The sequence below is a fragment of the Zhongshania marina genome (assembly GCF_002915595.1).
Classification (GTDB): domain Bacteria; phylum Pseudomonadota; class Gammaproteobacteria; order Pseudomonadales; family Spongiibacteraceae; genus Spongiibacter; species Spongiibacter marinus_B.
Genome location: NZ_PQGG01000002.1, coordinates 68,005 through 87,703, shown reverse-complemented (window position 1 = coordinate 87,703; position 19,699 = coordinate 68,005). Strand labels below are relative to the sequence as shown.

Sequence of the window (19,699 nt, the reverse complement as noted above, 5' to 3'; positions counted from 1 at the left end):
CATCGTGATCTTGGTTTCGTCAAAAAGCGCTTAAATAAATGGCTGCATTACTCGCCGCTTTTTGCTTTGGCCTTATCGTCATTCTTGCTGGCTTCGGCTTCTTCCCGTTTGTTTTTGCGCGCTTCATCAAACTCTAGCAGCGCGGGTTCTGCCTGTTCTGGTTTTACAGTGAAATCTCTATTCATTGTGAAAAATGATTCACAGCCGGTGTCGGTGATATAAATGGTGTCTGAAATACCGCAGGTTTTGTCGCCATCTACACCCCACATCCACGGAATAATATGGAAGGTCATGCCGGGTTGCAGCACGGTTGATTCGCCCTGTTTCAGGCTGACGATATAGCCCTCGTCCCAACTCGGTGGGAAGGCGATGCCAATTGAATAGCCTGAGCGGGTAATCAGCCGCGCGCCAACGTCATTTTCAGAAATAATATTTCGCACCAGATTATCGGCGTCAGAGACTGTCATTCCAGGTTGTACTTTTTCGTGCACGGCGTGCAAAGCGTGCTTCATACGCTCTTGGGCGTGATGCATTGAGTCGCTGAGTTCGCCTAGCACCACGGTGCGCATCATGGCGGTGTGGTAGCGGCGGTAGCAGCCGCCAACTTCTAAAAATATATGCTCGCCGGGAAGCACGGCGCGGCCCTCCCAAGTGGCGTGACCAATCATGGTTCGCGGCCCAGAGGTGACGTATGGCATTACTGCAGGTGGCTCGCCGCCGGCACGGAACATGGCGGCACTGATTGCTGCGCCAATTTCATTTTCAGTCACACCTGCTTTGCAGGCGTCTATTCCCGCTTGCATACCTGCCTCGGTGGCCAGCGCCGCTTTGCGCATAAGCTGAATTTCAGCGGGCGATTTACAAATACGGCCCTGCTCAACAATGCCAAAGCAGTCGAGTAATTTTGCGTCAGTTAAGGTGGTGTGAATACGATCCTGCTGATAAGCGGGGAAAAAATAGCTGTTGCGTTCATAGCCAATGCGCTTATTAGCCAGCCCGAATTCTCGCAGTGCATCGACTAGCATTTGAATAGCATCGCCGGTGTCGGGGTAGGGGCGGGTGCGCTCTACCCAAGTGCGGGCGATGATATTGGATTCCTCCAGAGCGCGGGTAATCATAAAGGGTTCGTCGTCTACGGGCACCACCAAAGCTTGGAAGAAGGAGTAACCGGTGGTTTGGTAGTCGGTAAGATACATGATGTTTTCTGGATCAGAAATCACCACCGCGTCTAAGCGTCTATCGGCAATGCGCAGTCGCAATTCGCTAAGGCGACGCTGGTATTCTTCAAAGGGAAAGGTCATGTCATCGCGTTGAATCATGCGGCGGCCTCCATCACTTTGGTGGTATTGCGCACAAGAATATCTAAGCCTTGTTGCAGATCGTCGTCGGGAATAGTGAGGGGTGGAATTAATTTCACAACGCGGCCACCGGTGCCGCAGCTAGCGATAAGCAAGCCGTCCGCAAAGCAACTGTCTACAATGGCCTTGGCCTGCTCACCGGTGCCCACATCTAAGCCCAGTATCATGCCCTTGCTGCGAACGCTAACGGCGCTAAAGTTTTCTTCTAGCGGCGCGAGGGCTCGCGCCATGAGCTCGGCTTTGCTGTTCACCTCATTCATGAGTTCATCATTCTCGAAATAACTGAGTGCTTCTGAACCGGCCACAAAAGACAGCGACTGGCCGCGAAAAGTGCCGGTATGCTCGCCGGGTGACCAGTGCTTATCAATCTCGGGTTTAACAAGATTAAGTGCCATTGGCGTGCCCATGCCGCCCACACCTTTGGCGAGACAAACGACATCGGGATCGAGATCCATATCGTCGAAGCTAAAGTAATTGCCGGTGCGACCACAGCCGACTTGAATGTCGTCGATAATAAATAGCGCACCCACGTCTTTGGCAAGTTTGGCCAAACCTTGCAACCATTGTTTGCTGGCGACGTTGACGCCGCCTTCGGCTTGAATGGTTTCGACTAAAAAGGCGGCGGGTGGCGTAATGCCGCTAGAGGCGTCAGCGTAGTGTTTGGCAAGTTGTTCGAGGTATTCCATACAGCCAAATTTGTGGTGAGAGACATGGTTTAGCGGCACACCGGCAGCACCTCTAAAGTAGGCGTTGGCGGTACAGGCTAGAGAGCCCAATGTCATGCCGTGAAAGCCGTGGGTGAAGGCAGCTATTTCCTGTCTGCCGGTGGCGCGCCGCGCAATTTTAAGGGCAGCTTCTACCGCATTGGTGCCGGTTGGCCCCATAAACTGCATTTTGTGGCTCATATTGCGGGGTTCAAGAATGGTTTTTACAAAGCGTTCCATAAAGGCGCGCTTGGCGGTGGAATGCATATCTAGGGTGTGGGTTACGCCGTCTGATTCCAAATACTGAATCATGGCTTTTTTCATGCGCGGATTATTGTGGCCGAAGTTTAATACCCCAGCACCGGCAAAAAAGTCGATGTATTGTTTACCGTCCTCGTCGGTTTGGCGAGCATTGCTGGCCTTGTCGAATACCACTGGGTAAACCCGGCAATAGGCGCGGATGTCTGATTCACGTTGCTCAAAAATACTCATGCGAACTCCTTCGTGTAAATAAAGTCGGTCGACGTGTCGACCTATTACTATTTTCAGATGGTTTGTTGTGCAGGTTTTTCGGGCGTCGTCACGCCACACAGGCGAGAAAACAAGGTGCTTACTAGAGGGATGAGTTTGTCGTTAAAGTCGTAATGCGGGCTGTGACAGGGCACTTGGTGGTGTTGATCACCGTCGTTGGCGCCAATGAGCGCAAATGCGCCAGGGATTTCCCGCAGGTAATAACTAAAGTCTTCAGACGCCATAATAGGCGTGCGGGTGCTTAGGTCGATTGACTCTGCGCCGTAGCTGTCCTGCCATAGTCGGCGAACGCGCTGGGCCTGTGAGGGATGGTTGATAGTTGGGTTATAGCGCGGTGTGATCTCCACACGGCATTCCACCCCATAACTCTGTGCAGTTTGTTGGCTTACCTCGCTGATGAGCGTGTTGATTTGTTCGCGGGTGGCATCATCCGGCACCCGTATGCTGCCGCCTAATACCGCTTGCTGCGGAATAATAGTTGCTCCGCTCTCGGCCATAAAAGAGGTGACGCTGATCACCGCAGCTTGTTGTGGCGCTAAGCGACGGCTAACGATTTGTTGCAGTGCTAGGGTAATGGCGCTGGCGGCCAGCACGGGGTCGCGGCAGAGTTCAGGTTGGCTGGCATGGCCACCTTTGCCAATAACCGTAATGGTGAATGTGCCGTTGCCGCACATAACAATATCGTCGGGGCAGACAAGCTTGCCGAAGGGGATCGCTGGCCAGTTGTGCCAGCCGTAAATTTCATCAATACCGTCTAATGCGCCTTCGTTAATCATTTCTCTTGCGCCGTGTCCGCCTTCTTCCGCTGGTTGGAATAATAATGTGACAGGACCAGTCAGGCTTCGTTCATTGTGTTTTAGCCATTGGGCGCTGGCTAGCAAAGTAGCGGTGTGACCGTCGTGGCCACAGGCGTGCATACAGCCCTTGTGGGTAGACGACCAAGCCTTGCCTGTTTGCTCAATAATCGGAAGGGCGTCGATATCACCGCGCAGGGCGATATGTTTTGCGTTTGCTTGTGGGTTTCCTGCTTGCAGGGTGGCGATGGTGCCGGTGCCAGCGCATTTGCGCCAAGGTATTGCGAATTGAGTGAGGGTATTGCGCACGGTTTCAGCGGTGCGAACCTCTTGCCAGCCGGGCTCGGGGTGGGCGTGTAAGTCGCGGCGCAGGGTTTGCGCGGCGGCTATTGTGTTCAGCCAGAAATCAGTCATTACGTTTTTACTGTGGCACAGCTTTTGCGTTGGAGCAAACGAACTTTTCAAAAATTTTTTAATTTTTATGACTGGTCTGCATTGGTGCGTTTTTATATTGTGGGCTAGGTAATGATTTTGAAAAACGAGAATATTAAATTTTTTGATAAAATTTTGATTATTAAAAAAATGTGTAAGAACCGCATGTGCCGGCATTTTCAGCGTAATTTAGGCAGTTTTGGGATTTTTGATAGGCACAATACCTGCATGATTATGCGTGCACAATTTTACGCAGCCAATACGGTTTAGATACTGAAGTAATGAGGTTGCGTCGTATATTGGTGTTATGAATTTTTGTAACAGCACCCGGAGTCTGGTGGGAGCTGGGCTCTGCGTGCAAACGCAGGTATTAACATGCTTTTAGCAACAGATTTAGACGGCACATTTCTCGCGGGCGATACCGAGCAGCGCCTTAAACTCTATCAGTTGATTGCGGCACACCCTGAAATCAAACTGGCCTTTGTCACCGGTCGAGGACTGGAGTCGGTGCTACCCTTACTCGCAGATCCGACTATTCCTGAGCCTGACTATATTATTTGCGATGTGGGCTGCACCGTCGTTGATGGCCATACTCAGCAAGCAATTCAACCGCTGCAGGGCGATATTGATAAGCGTTGGCCCGGTGAACACGTGGTTGAGCAGGCGGTGGCACACATCCCTAATCTGCAGCGACAAGACGTTCCACAGGAGCGGCGCTTTTCTTTCTTTTGCGATGCAGATGCTATTAGCAGCGAGCTTGCCGATGCTGTGCGTGAATTAGATTGCGATCTTCTGTATTCGGCTAATTTGTATTTGGATATTTTGCCCAAGGGCGTGAATAAGGGCTCTACGCTACGAGGCTTGGTGGAGGTGCTTGGTATTAGTGATGAGGATGTCTTGGTCGCCGGTGATACTTTAAATGACCTCTCTATGTACGAGCATGGTTTTATCGGGGTTTGCGTGGGTGACTCTGAGCCAGCATTACTGAGCGAGACAGAGAATCGCGCGCGGGTTTATCACGCTGATCAGCCGGGCTGCGGCGGCATTCTGCAGGCATTTGAGCACTTTGGCTTTTTGGGCATGGCGGGCATGGAGGCAGAGCAGCGCGATGTAGCGGTGCCGGGAAAGTCTGATCTGGTGATTGTGTATCACCGGCTTCCCTACGAAGAGTTCCGCGAAAATGGTCAGACTATTCGCCGCAAGCCAACGTCTCCCAATGGCATCATTCCGACGCTAATGAGCTTTTTTGCTGATGGCCGCGCTGGCTCATGGGTGGCGTGGTCTGTTCACGAACTGGGCGATGGCAAGTTTGAAACCCACACCGAAGTCGATACAGCGCAGTACCCCAATCTTGTCGCGTCGCGGGTGGCTCTGAGCAAAAGCGATGTAGATATTTTTTATAAAAAGTTTTCTAAAGAAGCCTTTTGGCCAACCTTGCATACCTTTTGGGAGCGGGCGACGTTTAGAGAAGATCACTGGGAAGTGTTTCTCGACGTGAACCGGCGATTTGCAGAGGCAGCCGCAGCGGAAGCCGCTGAAGGCGCCACGGTTTGGATACACGACTACAATTTGTGGATGGTGCCCGCGTATTTGCGCGAGTTGCGCCCAGACGTTGTTATTGCATTTTTCCACCACACCTACTTCCCCTCGGCGGATGTGTTCAATGTTATTCCTTGGCGCCGAGACATCATTGGTAGTCTTTTGCAGTGCGATTACATCGGCTTTCATATTCCCCGCCAGTCAGAAAATTTTGTTGACGTGGCCCGAGGCGTAACCCCTTTGGAAGTCACAGCAAAAATGAACTGTGCACCGCGTTTTTTCACTTATGGCTGTGCGGTAGGGCTGGATGAAATGAGCACTGAGATTAAAGTGAATGAGCGCCATATTTGCTTAGGCGCCCATCCGGTCGGGCTGGATTTAAAACGGGTAGAAAAAGCCTTAAAGGATGTAAAGGTGCAGCGGCGTATGGAAGAACTTAGGCGAGAGCTGCACGGCACCCGAATGATTTTGTCGGTGGGCAGGTTAGATTACACCAAAGGCATTATCGAGCAGCTTGAGGCCTATGAGCGCTTATTGGATGAGTACCCAGATTTGCACGACAAAGTCACGCTGATGATGGTTTGTGTACCCGCCGCCAGCGAAATGACGATATATCGTGACCTACAAAATCAAATTGAGCAGGCGGTAGGGCGAATCAATGGCCGTTTTGCCAAGGTGGGCTGGACACCGCTGCAGTTCTTCTTCCGCAGCTTGCCCTTTGCTGAATTGGTAGCCTATTACAGCATGGCGGATGTGATGTGGATTACGCCGCTGCGGGACGGTCTGAATCTGGTTGCCAAAGAATATATTGCGACCCAGGGGATGACCGATGGCTCGGGTGTACTGGTATTGTCGGAATTTGCTGGCGCGGCGGCAGAGTTGCGTGGCCCAATTTTGGCAAACCCTCACGACCGAAGTGAATTAGTGAAAACCTGCTATTTAGCATTAACCCTTAATCGCGACGAGGCGCGCAGCCGAATGCGTGAAGCCTATGACATTGTTAAGCACAACGACATCAATGTGTGGGGAGGTGAATTTATGAGCGCGGTGGGTGCGTGTCGGCACAGCGAAAAATCATTATTAAGCGAGCTGCCCTGCAAAGTGGCCTAGTCTTTATAAGGGCTTATTCTTCTTGCTGAATAATGCGTTCTAAGTAGGCGATCATCGCAACTGCGCACTCACGCCGATAGGCGGGGGTGATTTCGCCGTGTAAAAAATACGAAAGCCGCAAGCAGGCGGTGCCGAGCTCGACGACCAGTGCTTTCGCGTCGGGGTTGTCGCTAGGTAAGATCACGCCGATAGTTCGCATCAAGGTATCTACGTGGTGACCAATATGCGAAATAGTCAGGTGCAAAGCCTGATGACTTTCGTGGCTGGCCACGCTGCCCAATATGAGTATGCGGGCGGCTTGGTGCTGGTTGTAGTAATCGGCCACGATATCGGCGACCTCACTAATAACCTGTTGCCACGGTTTCCCTTCTATTGTGTAGCTCAACTTTTCTACTTCTTCTTCCAGCGTAATTAAGTGCCGACGCGTTAGCTCATTGAGAATGGCGTATGGCGTTGGAAAAAAATGGTAGATGCTGGTTCGTGTGCATGTTAATGACGATGCCAGCTCGGGAATAGAAAAGTCGCTCAAACCGCGTTGAATGAGCTGTTCTTCGGCTGCTTCGAGTATGCGTTCAAAACGCTGGCGACCACGGGCTTGTTGCGGTGATCTCGCGGCGGGGGTGGATGAGGAGATAGCGGTAATTTCTGTCATGACAGAATCATAGCACTTGACTTAGATAACATACAAATGTACAAATTACTAAAACATACAAAAGTACATTAATTTTATAAAAGACAAAATAACAATAAAAATGCTGAGAGGCCGCCTAGCAATGAAAAAATTCCTATTTCTTATCACGGCAAGTTCCGTGTTGATTTTGAGTGCCTGCGGCGGCTCATCAAGCAATCCCCCTACGCAGCCACCACCACTAACAGATGGCGGCAATAATGGTGGCGGCAGCAATGGCGGGGTGGATTCTGGTTCAAACCCCGTCTCGCAGGAACTACTGGTAAGTCGGCGCGGCGGGCATTACTGGCACGATTACTGTGAAAATAAACCCGATAGCACGCCGGTTCCAGACGACCCCCGTGAAATGGTGGTGCCGGGGATAAACGAAAATAAAGCGGTGTTGATGAATGCCTGGTGGCAAACCTGCCAAGACGATAATCAACCCGCAAATTGCGGTGAGCTGCGTCAGCGTGAAGAGCGCGGTTTGGCATTGGTTGCGGCTGAAGGTCGGCCGGGCGCAGCGAGTTTCTTTTCTGGCGATGCCAGTGAGTCGATTTACTCCTTTCCTGCAGATGCCTACGCTGAAATGTGGAAGTCTGTGTGGGGCTTGAGTGAGCGCCCCGCGCAGTACGACGAGCTAGTTGCTCAGCGTTGGGGAATGCCCTTGTCGACGGTTCGCAATCCCTACCCTTTGCCTGGTGAAGACCCGAACGCAAATAATGGCGGCAGTGGCCAGCTACCAATGGGTATAACTCAGCTTCGTAAAGCAGATGGAACGTGGACAGGGCAGCTCAATGTGACCTGCAGTATTTGTCATGGCGGTGCGGTCGGGCTGGCCGATGAGGCCGAGGGTATGGGGCCGATGTATGGCACCAATAGCTTGAGTGATATTACGGTGATGTTTTCTGAGCTGACGCGCCTTGCACCTCAGCAAGCCGCATTGGCGATTATTTCGCAGAATAAAGTGCGTGGTACCGGCAATATCACCAACTTTCAGCTTTTTGGGGTCTTGACCCTCGCCGATTACGAAACTATTCCGTCTTACCTCACCATACAGGGCGAGCCCTCAACCGGCACCGAAGATCCACCGGTTTGGTGGAATGTGGGAAGTCGTACCGCCAAGTTTTATGACGGCGGTCAGGTTGTCGATTCCAAACGCATTGAATTGTCATTCCATTTTCCTGATTTCTTCAATGACATTGAGGCGGCAAAGCAGTGGGTATTAGACAATCAGCAAGATGGTGACGCGTGGATAAGCTCATTAAAATCGCCGGTTTGGCCTGCCTCGGCCTTGGGTGAGGTTGACACAAATTTAGCTGAGGCGGGGGCAGTGTTGTTCCACGCGAAAGACCTGTGGGCACCGAGTTTGAATAATCCGGTAGCGCGTCCTGAGGGGGGCAATGGCTCTTGTGCAAGCTGCCACGGTGCGTATTCGCCCCGTTATGTAAATGACAGTGCTTACTTAGATTCGCCCTTGTTGGAAGGTATAGCGGCATATATTACCCCTATCGATATTATCAATACCGATCCAGCGCGCTTAAACGGCAACTCTCAGCGGGTCGCAGAGTATTCGAGAAACAACTGGTTTGCCTATTCAGATGGCCCCTTTAATGACGATGGTGTTTCTCTGTGTGGTGACTGGGCTGATGAGTCGCTACGCGGAGATCGCGACTTAGGCTATTTAGCGCCGCCACTCTATGGGGTGTGGGCAACTGCGCCGTATTTTCACAATGGTTCGGTACCAGATATTGAAAGCGTCTTAAATCCAGCCACGCGGCCGGCAATATGGCGTCGTCGCTCTATTGATGCACCAGCAGATTTAGCCGGTAAGGTCGTGATGGGCTTTGACTACAGCTTAAAGACTGGATATGACGCAGAAAAAATTGGCTGGCGTTACGACACGGTGGAATGCGGCTCGGGTTTACCTATACCGCTTATTGGGGTGGTCACACCTGGTATAGATTGCAATCCACTTGATCCAAATGGCGCAAGCCTACAGGACGCATTGTCAGTGCTGTGGGGGAATGGTGGTTTGGCGTGGAATTTGATCAATGTGCCTATCGCCACGAACCAGCAAATTGAAGAGCGGAAAATTTATAACACCAAGCTTTATAGCCAGGGAAATAGCGGCCACGAATTTACCAGCGTGCTGACTGACGCCGAGCGGCGCGCAATTATAGAGTATTTAAAAACCTTATAAGGACTGGCGTCTACAAGCGGATTCAGGCAGCTATTAACTATCTTAGGCTGCCTGCTTTAACGAATAATAATGCGCAAATATTGCAGTCGCCGAATGAGAAGAGGACGTCACAATGGGCTTTCGAGCACAGAGAATTGTAGCGATGGTATTGGCGTTGAATGCCATGCCAGTCATATCTGCCGAATTAGAAGAGGTCGTAGTCACGGCCCAAAAGCGTAGCCAAAGTGCTCAGGAAGTACCAATTGCGATTACCGCAATGTCTGCAGAGGATATGCGCTCTGCCGGCGTGTTTGACGCATCAGACCTTACCGACGTCAACCCAAGTATTAGTTTTGATACCGGTCAAAGCTCGCAAAATTCCAGTTTGAAAATTCGTGGTATTGGCACCGTCGGCAATGGCCGAACCTTTGAAGGCGCCGTTGGGGTATTTGTAGACGGGGTTTATCGTTCGCGTTCGGCAATGGCCTTGCAAGACATGAACGACATAGGCGGCCTAGAGTTATTGCGCGGACCACAGGGAACGCTGTTTGGTAAGAATACCGTGGCGGGGGCTTTGTCCTTAAGCAGTATGAAACCAAACTTTGATGAGTTTAGTAATAGCTCAGAGATTGTTGTAGGTAGCTACAATAAGCAGTATTTCTCTACGGCATTTAATATGCCCTTGGACGATAATAACGCGATTCGGTTATCCCTTGTCAGCAACCGTCAGGATGGCTTCTATCGCAGTCGTCAGCAGGATGATCGCACCTATAATCAAACAGATCGCCTTAGCGGAAAATTCCAGTGGCTTGCTGAATTAAGTGATAATTTGGAGTCTTGGCTTATTTTGGATTACGCCAAATCCGACGCTGCTTGTTGCTGGGGTAGTGTGCAGGTTGTTAGTGGGCCGCTTACTGACGATTTGACTTACTATGCAAACCTACGTGGCCTTGATTTTTATACCGATGATATTGCTGAAGACCAGCGTCTTTCTAATAACAATGCCCGTTCGCAGGAATTTCGCGAGGATATCGGTGTAAGTTGGAAGCTTAACTGGGCCTTAGAGAGTGTCGATATCAGCTCGGTAACCGGTGTGCGACAGTTTAAAGATGAGCAGCGCAATGGCGATGCTGACTTCGGTCCCGCCCATATATTGGTACTTAACGAGCCCAGTAAAATCGATTTTTGGTCGCAGGAATTAAACTTTAGCACCTCGGTTGGCCCGGTAGACGTGGTTGCTGGTTTGTATTATTCCCATGAGACTTATGAAAGTGATCGCAGCTTTGTTTCAGATACTGATTCGAATAATTACGCAAGTTTCCTCACCACCAAGGCGATTACTGAGCTGCTCGGTTTGAATGTAAATACCGCGCCAGTATGTAGACCACCGGGCATGTCGCTGGGATGTACTGCATTGCTGAGCATGATAGGCGCACCGTTGGGTATTCAGTCCTTTGATCTATTTCCAGCGACGGCGGGTGAGCGAATTATTGAAGATCACTACTATCAAGATGCAAGCAGCGCGGCCGCGTTTATTCACACCCAAACCCACTTTGATAACGGCTTTACCTTGGTTGCCGGCATGCGCTATAGCCAAGACCGCAAAGACGGTGGCTACGATCAAATTTACTGGTATAACTCAGAATTAGCACAGCTGATTGTTGCCTCTGGTTTGGTTGGGGCAGCGCCAACAGGAGATTTAAGCACGCCGAGAAACGCGCTGGATTTAAACACTATTTATAATTCTCCGAGCTTTTATGACAAGTATTCAAGCAGCGTTTTGACCAGTACGGTGTCGGGTCAATACGAATTCAATGACGACATTATGGGCTATGTCACCTTTAGTAAGGGCTATAAAGCCGGTGCGGTAAATTTGTTTCAAGAAGCCGCAAACCTGCAAAACACCACCTACGACCCCGAGTACGCAACGAGCTGGGAGCTAGGTTTAAAAACGCGCTATTGGGATAATCGCGCGCAAACGAATATTGCAGTTTTCGATACCCTTTACGAAAATTTGCAGATTAACTTTTTTAATGGATTTAACTTCTTCACTCAAAATACCGGTGAAGCGACCTCCCGTGGTATTGAGATTGAAAATACCGTGCAGGTCACCGATCGTCTGCGTACCGAGTTGAGTGTTACGTGGTTAGAGGCCGAGTTTTCAGACTTAGGTGATGCGCCGGAAGCGGTGCGTCACTTAGATGGTCGCCAAACACCGAGGGCACCAGATCTATCAGCGGTTGCCATTGCCACCTACGAGCAGCCAATTACTCCGACGCTGGGTGGTTATGGACGTATCTCTGCTTCTTATAGCGGTGAGCATTGGGCCAGTCCAGACACGCCAGATGAACCCACCCAAGGACCGTATACTTTGTGGGACTTATCGTTTGGATTGCGTTACTTTGGTGACAAAGAAATTGATGTTAGTTTTTTCTGTAAAAACTGTAGCGATGTGAGCTACCGAACCATCTATTTTGCTATGCCGGTGCAGAAGGGGTCCTTTAACGCTTACTTAAACGAGCCACGGCAATTAGGCTTAAGCATAAAAGCGAATTTGTAGTTCAAAGGAAATAATTATGAGCAATATCAGTGACTCAATTCTTAGCGACGCCATGTCATATACAAGGCCCGCAGACATTAGCGCCAAGCTTGCGGAGTTGCGAGAGCATAGGCCAATTTGCCTGATTGAACCCGACGATGTTCGGCCATTCTGGGCGATTAGCCGCTATGAGGATATTCGCTATATAGAATCGACACCCGAGTTGTTTAGTGCCGAGCCTCGCGCGGTGTTAATTTTACAAGCCTTAGAAGAAATGAATCAGGCCCGCTTCGGCGATATTATGGGGGTAAAAACCCTTGTTCACATGGACGGTGAACAACATATGGCGCTGCGTAAAATTACCCGTGATTGGTTTATGCCCGCCAATATTGCCAAAATGCGCGGCCATGTTGCGGAGCTAGCAGAAAGTTTTATTACGCGTATGAAAGACAAGGGCGGCGAGTGCGACTTTGCAAGTGACATTGCATTTTGGTATCCGCTGCGAGTTATTTTGCAGCTTATTGGTATACCAGAACAAGACGAAGCGCATATTCTGCAATTAACCCAGCAGCTGTTTGCGCCAGAAGGTTTCGCGACGGAAGAAAAAGACGCGATGACGGTGTTTATGGAATGTGTGCAGGCAATGGCAGACTACTTTACTGCATTAGCTGAGGGTCGCAGAGCCACGCCAAAAGATGATATTGCCAGTGTGCTAGCCAATGCCAAACTTAATGGCGAATTGATAGACCCCTTTACGCTTACATCCTATTTCGTACTGCTCGCTACTGCGGGGCACGATACGACCAGTGCCAGTATTGCCGGTGGCCTGCAGGCACTTATTCAATTTCCTGAGCAGCGTAACGCCTTGCTTGATGACCCGACGCTATACGCGACAGCTGCAGACGAATGCATTCGCTGGGTAACGCCAGTTAAGCATTTTGCCCGCACCGTACTTGCGGATACTGAATTAAGTGGTGTGAGTCTTAAAAAGGGCGATACCGTTGCTATGTTCTTTGAATCTGCGAACCGCGATGCCTCGGCAATTGATCGACCAGAGGTGTTTGACGTGAGCCGTAAGGGTAGCAAACATCTGGCCTTTGGCCACGGGCGTCATAACTGCCTGGGTATGCACTTAGCGAGAATGGAGATAGAAACGTTTTTCCGCTTGCTCCTACCCCAGTTGCAAGGTATTGAGTTTAACGGTGAACCGACTTACATCCCCAGCCATTTTGTGAGTGGCTTAAATTCACTGCCGATTAAATATAAATTTAAGGATTGAGTTACGCAGAGTGCCGTATTAGCTAGCCAAGGCAATGATCTGTGAAAAGGCGAAGTAAAAAAAGCACATCAACAAATGCTGATGTGCTTTTTTATTAGCGTGACGCGAGCTAATTTTTTAGTAAGTTTTCAACTTTACGCCAGTCAATAAGTTTAAAATTTTGATTCGCCGCTGGGCTCCTGTTCCGGCCATCTTGTACGACTAATATGCCCTGGGGGTAAGCGCCTATTGCTTGCGAGCTTACCGCGAGGCCGTCGGTTTCCGATGCGCCGTCTAGCCCCTTGTCGGTATTGGGGCCAATACGAAATTTACTTAGCATCTTCCACGGGGCAAGTTGGTAAACCACATAGCTGTCGTCACCCTGGCTAGAGGCGATTAAGTAGCTTTGTTCGCCGTAGTAAATATCTAATCCTTCAACATCGGCAATAAGATTGCCTTGGCTTATCGCCTCGATTAGCTCTCTGTTGCCATTACTCGGATCGATTTTCCAAATACCGTTATCTTCTTGGCCAACGTAGAGGTGGTGATCTAGGGTGTTGTAAACACAGCCTTCGGTTTGTGAATCAAAGCGGTATTCCGACAACATTTTGCCGCCGAGATAATCGCTATTTAACTGCCAGTATTGCACCAGACCTTCTGAATCACCGGCAAAAATGGCGACTTTGCCGCTGGCGTCTTTCGCCATGCACAAACCATAGGGGTCATCCATAGTCAGCGGTATAGCAGAGATGAACTCGATACGATTCTTATCTGGCTCGGCAATAAATAAATCAATACTGTGGCTTGTGCGATTGGTAGCAGAGAGTAAAAATCGCTCGCTCGTTAAGGCAAGACTATCGACATTATTTAAGCGACCGCGATTAAGAAAGTGAATTTGCTTCCCTTGGGCGTCGTACACGCGAAGGCCTTGCTGCTTGTCTGTGCCAGCAATCCACAATGTGCCTTTATGAGAAATCATAATGGCAGGGTCGTCGGCAGCGTCGCCGGCGCGGTCAACCGAGTCAGTTTCTAGATCGGCACTAATCAGTGGGAATGGCGCTCGCGGGGCGGAAACAGCGTATTCAAGTATTTGGGATTCAGCTGCAGCTGAAAGCTGGCCGATAAGTTCGCGGTTAGCCGTAATATTGGCGGTGCGAATTACCGTATCGGTTTCAGGGTCGCGGTCGATACTCATCGCACCTAGGTATGGATCCAAATAGATTAATGAGGATTCATTCAGTAGGCAGCGTTCTACATCGGGATTGATCGTAAGGCTGCGTACAGAGTGAAATTGTCCGCTTTGTGGATTCAGCCAGTAGTGGTGCATGCCGCCATCACCATCACTAATAAACAGGTCTAACGCAGAGTCAGATAACGGCGCAGCGCAAAGGCCGTCTACACCATGCTCTAGGGTGGCGATTTTTTTTGGAGCAAGCTCGTTGTAGCTTAGCGAGGCCATCCATAATTCACGCCGTGGGTCTTCTACCCAAATCAGCCAATCGCCGGATTTTGCGGCGGCTTCAATCTCGTTTTGGCTGCTATAAATGGTTTTGTCAGTGTCAAAAATATGCTGCTTATTAAAACTTAGCATATTTGTATTGATGTTTTTTACGCTGCTTAGCTGGGAGCAGGCGCTAGTAGCGAGTAGCGTGCCGGCGAGTATAAATTTTCCAAATGTATTCATAAAAATTCCAAAATAGAGTAAATGTCGCAGGCTGCTCAATCAGCCTGCCATTGCAATTCAGAATAGGCTTGCTTAAAAGCTACCGCGCAGTGTGAGCAAAATAGCTGGCGAGGTGTGTTCGATTTCGGTCTCTGTTGATTCGAACTGTCCAGCGCGCAGTGCTGCGGTGTCATCGTATTTGCGAATAAGCTCATTCTTTTCGGCGTCTAGCAAATTTTGACCAGACAGACGCAGCGCGTAGTTGCCATTATCAAAGCGCTTTTCAATAAATACTTCTAAATTGCCGTCGTAGCGTATGCGATTAATTTCATTACCTTCAAATTCCTCGCTGTCACCTTGCTTTTGATAGCTGAGGCCGTAGCTAGCTTGTAGCGCTGCAAGTTCGTGTTCAAAGCCTAGGTTGTAAACATATTTTGCTTGTCCGCTGAATCGTCTTTTCACACCTTCAAAATAGTCGTCTTCAACTTCAGAATCCAATAGTGTGAGATTGAAAAACGCCTGTGCAGATGGCAGGTTTATTAGCGTCATTGGCGCGCTGAAATCCAATTCAACACCCATAACCTTGCCGGTGTTGCGATTGTTGATTGCTTGACGCAGTTCAAAATCTGTTCCGCCAACGGTAATGTCGGTTTGGCGATACTCAATTAAATCCTCCACTTCGCGATAGAAAAAGTTAATGCCGATCACACCGCTGTCGGCAATGAAGTGATCGTAGCCAAGGTCGATACCGATGGCGCTCTCTGGATCTAAATCGCTATTTCCACGAAATTTCTCATCGTCTATGGTCAGTTCGACGGGATTGAGTTGGTCGAACTGTGGGCGGCGAAGGGTGCGGGCAATACTGGCGCGAAATTGCTCGTTCTCGTTTAGGTGCCAGCGAATATGCGCTGAGGGGTTGTAGTCGATGCTGTCATTATTGCTGCGACTAATATTGCCATCGAAGTCTCTGCCGACTATGTCTACGTCGCGATACTCTGCGCGCAGGCCGAGCTCTAATTCTAAATCTTCACGCAGTTTCCAGCTGTTACTGGCGAATGCGTTAAAGCCTTTATCATCGACGCTAAAATCGGCGAATTCGTCATTTTCCTCATCAAGATCGCCGTTGTCATCCAACGCCTTAAGATTAAAATCACGGGTTTTGCTGACGTATTCTAAGCCCAGCTTAGATTCACTATTAGCTGATTCACGTTTCCAGCTAAAGCCAATGCGGTCTTCGGTGTCGTCGATATCAGTTAATTCTTGTGCGTCTAATTCGAGTGGGTCCCCTAAGTCTGCTTCAAAATTTGTTTCGCGTTTGTCTTGCTTAAATTGATGCGTGCTGGCGTAGACGTTTAATTCGCCGCTGGCTGTGGCAAGTTCGTAATCTATGCCGAGACTGGTGTTGCTTTGGTCGATGTCTTCTAACTGATTCTCTAGAGCAATTTCATCAATCGCGAATGGCGATGAACTATCGGCGCGTTCAAGTGCGGTGACTCGAGTATTTTCTTTTTCTTCACGCTCGGTATCAATGTGCAGAAGATTTAGGCGTAATTTACTTTTCTCGCCTAACTGAAACGCAACATCGGCAGCAAAGGCGACATCGCGGCTGTCGCGCACATCACTTTCAATAATGTCTTCGCGCTCATCTTCCTCTTGTTCGCTGGAGGTCTTGCTCTTTGGGTTGTAGCGCTCTTGAATGTTGACTGAAAAACCGTATTCGATTTTATCGCTAACACCGGACATACCGACAAAACCGCTACCGCGATTTTCTTCCATATTAACAACGCCTACGCGCCAGATTCCGCCTTCGTGTCGGGCGCCGTCCTTGAGAATAATATTTAGGGTGCCACCAATACCTTGGCTGCTGATGTCACTGCTGGGGCTGCGGATGATTTCTATTTTTTCGACCATCTCTGCGGGAATTCGATCTACCGCAATCGCGCCGCTGTTTTCTTCACCTGGGAGGCGGCGGCCATTGATAAGCACCTGAGTGTAGCGAGAATCTAAGCCGCGCAGGCGGGGAAGATCGTATTCACCAACATCACTATTAAAACTAACACCGGGAACCCGCTTGAGCATGTCACCAACAGAAATCGGTTCAAAGAGTTGGAAGAAATCGGCGTCGTACACCAATTTTGGCGAAGGGCTATTCACGTGATTACGTTTTACCACGCGCTTTGCAATGACCTGTACGTTTTCCATTTTCGCCGTCGCCTGCTCTTGGGCGAGTAGGCTGGGGCTGCCAAGTACGAATGCAATGGCGGCCATTGTTAGTGGCTGAAAACGCTGTTGGGTGGTGGCCTTCATGAACTATTCCTCTGCAAATAGGTGTTGAGTTGCGTAATGACTGAGCACGTTAAAGATGCTGTGTGACAGTTCGTTGACAGCGGCTCTGACGGAGGGCGGGATCTTGCGATATTGGCGGGGTTTACGGGGGTGCTGAGCTGATATGACCTTTTTCTGAAACCTTTGCTGGGTACACTAATGGCTAATTTGATGGTTCTGCACGCTGTGAGTGGGCGTTTGCGGGCGATATGGCCTGCGCTTAAATGGATAAATGAATGAAAAAACAAAATTCGCTGAGCTTTTCTGACTGGCCCGCCCTGCATCGCAAGGTGCCGGCGCTACATTCCGCGAGTCGTTATCGCTATGGGCGGGTATACGGGCTGATGGCTTTGGTATTCGCTCTATTTGCCTTGGCGGCTTCCTTAGGTGGGGAGTTAAAAACCTGGGCCGAGATTGACTGGTTGGACGTGGGTGGCGAAGGTTTGGTCGTCATTGCGGCTCTAAGTTGGCTGCATTTTTTATTACAGTGGCGGCCACCGGGGCCGGTGACACAGTGTTTGCTAGCAGGCTTTGGCTGCCTTGGCTTTGGCTTTTATCTTGATGTGCTAGACGAGTTTATCCGTTTGGGCGGGGCAGGTTGGGGCGCCTCATTAGAATCGGTAGTAACGCCATTGGCGGTGTTGCTAATAACCTATGCGGTATTGGCCTTAAGTCAGGAGCAGCGGGTATTGGCGCGTCAGCAGAGACGCAGAGAGGCCGGTATTCGCGACCATCGTGATATCGATCCGGTAACGGATTTGTACAGCGGTGCGTATTGTCGTCGAGCGCTTGATGCAGCACTGTCGAATTCCAAAACCGCGACGTTATGGTTAATCGATTTAGATAATTTTAGTGCGGTGAATCGGTATTACGGTTTTGCCTGCGGTGATGCTGTGCTAAATCGCGTCGCCGCAACCTTGGTGGCGGCAGCGCCGGAGGGGGCATTGGTGTGTCGTTACGGTGGCGATCGTTTTGCCGTAATGGCAAACAATCCCCAGCGACCCGGACTGCAAGGAGCTTTAGGGCGTTTGTTGAGTGAAGCGATACAGCTAGCTTTATATAATCAGACTGGCGACAGTTTTGATATTGCAGTGCGCTTGGCGGTCGTTGAATCGCACAGCGGAGAAAATGCGGATGAATTGTTGGCCCGCGCGAACTCAGATATTTTGGCTATGAAGCGCATCGACAATGAAGACTAGTTGCTATCTTGTCGCTAGCGATAAAGTTATTCCTGCATGGTTGCAACCGGTTGCGATATTGGATTTGTGCGCAGCTAGGGGAATAGACACCCATGAACTTTTGCTCAATACGGCTTTGTTTGCGAGTGATTTGCCGTTTACGGGGCGATATATTAGTTTGCTTCAGTTTCAGCAATTACTGCGCAATGCCAACCGTCTTTGGCCAGGTGCAGATTTTCCGTTTCAGTTAGGTCATCAGTTATTACAACATGGCTTAGGGCCGATAAGTGCGCTGGTGGATAGCTATTCTGAGCTGTCGACGGTTTTAACATTGCTCTGTGACTATTCGGTGTTGCTGTCTCCGGCTTTGGCTATGCGCTTAGTGAGGCCAGCGCCGAATGAAATACTCATTATGTTTAAGCCATCTGCGTTTGTCAGTGTCGATGGGCTGGCTTTGGTAGCGGCAATAACCACCTTGGCCAGCATTATTAAGCGGTTTTCTGGGCTGCGCGAGGCGCGTTATTTTTTCCGATCGTCCGTCGGTGAACACCGCGAGCATTTCATCGCGCATTTGAATGGCAGCTGCTGTTTTTCAGCACCATTTGATGGTGTGCGCCTGCTTGTCGATGACACTGAAAAAGAATCTGTATCGAATAGTGTGCGTAGCCAAGTTGCGATTGCCGACTGTAAGGCCTTGTTGCCGAATGCGCCGTATTTAAGCGAGCGTTTGCAAAAAATACTCGCTAGCGAGGGTGGGGGACACAGTGATCTTTCTGCCTGCTCAGTAAAACTTGGTATTAGCCAAGCCACGCTGAAGCGTCGCCTGCGTGAGCACGGCTTATCCTTTCAGCAGCAGTTGGATCAATACCAACTTGAGTTAGCCCTGATTGAATTATTGTTAAAACGAACCTCTGTGGATGACGCCGCCGCACGCCTAAATTTTCATGACAGCAGTAATTTTCGGCGCGCATTCAAACGCTGGACGGGATTGAGTCCGAGTCTGATGAAAGCAAATTTTAATGATTTAATGCCGCCACTTGTAAAGTAGTGCCGCTATTAACAATCTCTCGCCAGGGTTCCCCTGCTTCGTATCCGGATATTCTCAGCCATCGGTAATTGGGGAGTAGGGTATTGGCGACGACACCACTTTGGCGTAAGTCTAAAATCCAGCCTTGTACCTCTACGACGAGGTGGCCGCTGCGCCCTAGCTCGCAGTAGACGAGTCTGCTTGGAATCCCCCTTTCTCGTAACAATACACGGCAGGCTAGGCAAAAACCGTCGCAATCGTCCCGCAGCCACTGGCGGCCGTTATAACCCTCTGGTGGCATATCCCAGCTTTCGCCTTCGTCATTGGCCTGTACAAAGTGCTTGCTCACGGTGTGGTGAATATATTGCAGTTCATTTTTAAGTGCGCTCATC

The 19,699-nt window shown here is 49.9% G+C and carries 13 protein-coding genes; 6 read left to right on the top strand and 7 right to left on the bottom strand.

Features of this window, described 5'->3' with window-relative positions:
* Positions 1–47: 47 nt before the first annotated feature.
* Genes doeA through doeB2 form a run of 3 tightly spaced genes read right to left on the bottom strand, consistent with a single transcriptional unit; the run spans position 48 to position 3,801 of the window.
* Positions 48–1,319 (bottom strand): ectoine hydrolase, encoded by a 1,272-nt coding sequence (doeA, locus tag C0068_RS00445; RefSeq protein WP_103682523.1) that lies wholly within the window; start codon positions 1,317–1,319, stop codon positions 48–50.
* Positions 1,316–2,554 (bottom strand): aspartate aminotransferase family protein, encoded by a 1,239-nt coding sequence (locus C0068_RS00440; protein WP_103682522.1) that lies wholly within the window; start codon positions 2,552–2,554, stop codon positions 1,316–1,318. Before C0068_RS00440 ends, doeA begins: the two co-directional genes overlap by 4 nt.
* A 53-nt stretch (positions 2,555–2,607) precedes the next feature.
* A complete protein-coding gene (gene doeB2 / locus C0068_RS00435) occupies positions 2,608–3,801 on the bottom strand; it encodes a N(2)-acetyl-L-2,4-diaminobutanoate deacetylase DoeB2 (RefSeq protein WP_103682521.1) in 1,194 nt (397 codons plus the stop codon).
* A 393-nt stretch (positions 3,802–4,194) separates the two neighbouring features.
* On the opposite strand from doeB2, the gene ggpS reads away from it, so the two are divergent.
* The gene (ggpS, locus tag C0068_RS00430; RefSeq protein ID WP_103682520.1) at positions 4,195–6,468 is read left to right on the top strand and encodes a glucosylglycerol-phosphate synthase; all 2,274 of its coding nucleotides are present in this window, start codon (positions 4,195–4,197) and stop codon (positions 6,466–6,468) included.
* Between the two features lie 13 nt (positions 6,469–6,481).
* Here ggpS and C0068_RS00425 read toward each other — a convergent pair whose 3' ends face one another.
* Positions 6,482–7,120 carry a TetR/AcrR family transcriptional regulator gene (locus C0068_RS00425; RefSeq protein ID WP_103682519.1) on the bottom strand — a complete coding sequence of 213 codons (639 nt, stop codon included), beginning with the start codon at positions 7,118–7,120 and terminating at the stop codon, positions 6,482–6,484.
* Positions 7,121–7,241: 121 nt separating this feature from the next.
* Here C0068_RS00425 and roxB point away from each other — a divergent pair, with 121 nt between their 5' ends.
* The 3 genes from roxB to C0068_RS00410 all read left to right on the top strand — a co-directional run bounded on the left by roxB (position 7,242) and on the right by C0068_RS00410 (position 13,135).
* Positions 7,242–9,338, top strand: coding sequence for a rubber dioxygenase RoxB (gene roxB / locus C0068_RS00420; RefSeq protein WP_103682518.1), 2,097 nt, complete (start codon positions 7,242–7,244; stop codon positions 9,336–9,338).
* A gap of 112 nt (positions 9,339–9,450) precedes the next feature.
* Entirely contained in the window at positions 9,451–11,877 is a 2,427-nt protein-coding gene (locus C0068_RS00415; RefSeq protein WP_103682517.1) for a TonB-dependent receptor, read from the top strand.
* A gap of 16 nt (positions 11,878–11,893) precedes the next feature.
* Positions 11,894–13,135, top strand: coding sequence for a cytochrome P450 (locus tag C0068_RS00410; RefSeq protein WP_103682516.1), 1,242 nt, complete (start codon positions 11,894–11,896; stop codon positions 13,133–13,135).
* A 109-nt stretch (positions 13,136–13,244) separates the two neighbouring features.
* Here the strand turns inward: C0068_RS00410 and C0068_RS00405 are convergent, their stop codons facing one another.
* Positions 13,245–14,798, bottom strand: a complete 1,554-nt coding sequence (locus tag C0068_RS00405) for a phytase (protein ID WP_103682515.1) — start codon at positions 14,796–14,798, stop codon at positions 13,245–13,247.
* 72 nt (positions 14,799–14,870) lie between these two features.
* On the bottom strand, positions 14,871–17,084 hold the full coding sequence (locus C0068_RS00400) for a TonB-dependent receptor plug domain-containing protein (RefSeq protein ID WP_103682514.1): 2,214 nt from the start codon (positions 17,082–17,084) through the stop codon (positions 14,871–14,873).
* A 254-nt stretch (positions 17,085–17,338) separates the two neighbouring features.
* On the opposite strand from C0068_RS00400, the gene C0068_RS00395 reads away from it, so the two are divergent.
* Positions 17,339–18,301: a GGDEF domain-containing protein gene (locus tag C0068_RS00395; RefSeq protein ID WP_103682513.1), complete on the top strand. Its 963-nt coding sequence runs from the start codon at positions 17,339–17,341 to the stop codon at positions 18,299–18,301.
* Complete coding sequence (locus tag C0068_RS00390; protein ID WP_103682512.1) at positions 18,291–19,328, top strand: AraC family transcriptional regulator; 1,038 nt, start codon at positions 18,291–18,293, stop codon at positions 19,326–19,328. Before C0068_RS00395 ends, C0068_RS00390 begins: the two co-directional genes overlap by 11 nt.
* Here the strand turns inward: C0068_RS00390 and C0068_RS00385 are convergent.
* Positions 19,297–19,698, bottom strand: a complete 402-nt coding sequence (locus C0068_RS00385; RefSeq protein WP_103682511.1) for a hypothetical protein — start codon at positions 19,696–19,698, stop codon at positions 19,297–19,299. The two genes, C0068_RS00390 and C0068_RS00385, sit on opposite strands and share 32 nt — an antisense overlap.
* Position 19,699: the final 1 nt, after the last annotated feature.

What these genes read in the sequence shown, in the direction of transcription:
- doeA (WP_103682523.1), bottom strand. Translation starts at nt 1,319, where the DNA reads ATGATTCAACGCGATGACATGACCTTTCCCTTTGAAGAATACCAGCGT.
- C0068_RS00440 (WP_103682522.1), bottom strand. Translation starts at nt 2,554, where the DNA reads ATGAGTATTTTTGAGCAACGTGAATCAGACATCCGCGCCTATTGCCGG.
- C0068_RS00405 (WP_103682515.1), bottom strand. Translation starts at nt 14,798, where the DNA reads ATGAATACATTTGGAAAATTTATACTCGCCGGCACGCTACTCGCTACT.
- C0068_RS00390 (WP_103682512.1), top strand. Translation starts at nt 18,291, where the DNA reads ATGAAGACTAGTTGCTATCTTGTCGCTAGCGATAAAGTTATTCCTGCA.
- roxB (WP_103682518.1), top strand. Translation starts at nt 7,242, where the DNA reads ATGAAAAAATTCCTATTTCTTATCACGGCAAGTTCCGTGTTGATTTTG.
- C0068_RS00410 (WP_103682516.1), top strand. Translation starts at nt 11,894, where the DNA reads ATGAGCAATATCAGTGACTCAATTCTTAGCGACGCCATGTCATATACA.
- ggpS (WP_103682520.1), top strand. Translation starts at nt 4,195, where the DNA reads ATGCTTTTAGCAACAGATTTAGACGGCACATTTCTCGCGGGCGATACC.
- C0068_RS00400 (WP_103682514.1), bottom strand. Translation starts at nt 17,084, where the DNA reads ATGAAGGCCACCACCCAACAGCGTTTTCAGCCACTAACAATGGCCGCC.
- C0068_RS00385 (WP_103682511.1), bottom strand. Translation starts at nt 19,698, where the DNA reads ATGAGCGCACTTAAAAATGAACTGCAATATATTCACCACACCGTGAGC.
- C0068_RS00425 (WP_103682519.1), bottom strand. Translation starts at nt 7,120, where the DNA reads ATGACAGAAATTACCGCTATCTCCTCATCCACCCCCGCCGCGAGATCA.
- doeB2 (WP_103682521.1), bottom strand. Translation starts at nt 3,801, where the DNA reads ATGACTGATTTCTGGCTGAACACAATAGCCGCCGCGCAAACCCTGCGC.
- C0068_RS00415 (WP_103682517.1), top strand. Translation starts at nt 9,451, where the DNA reads ATGGGCTTTCGAGCACAGAGAATTGTAGCGATGGTATTGGCGTTGAAT.
- C0068_RS00395 (WP_103682513.1), top strand. Translation starts at nt 17,339, where the DNA reads ATGAAAAAACAAAATTCGCTGAGCTTTTCTGACTGGCCCGCCCTGCAT.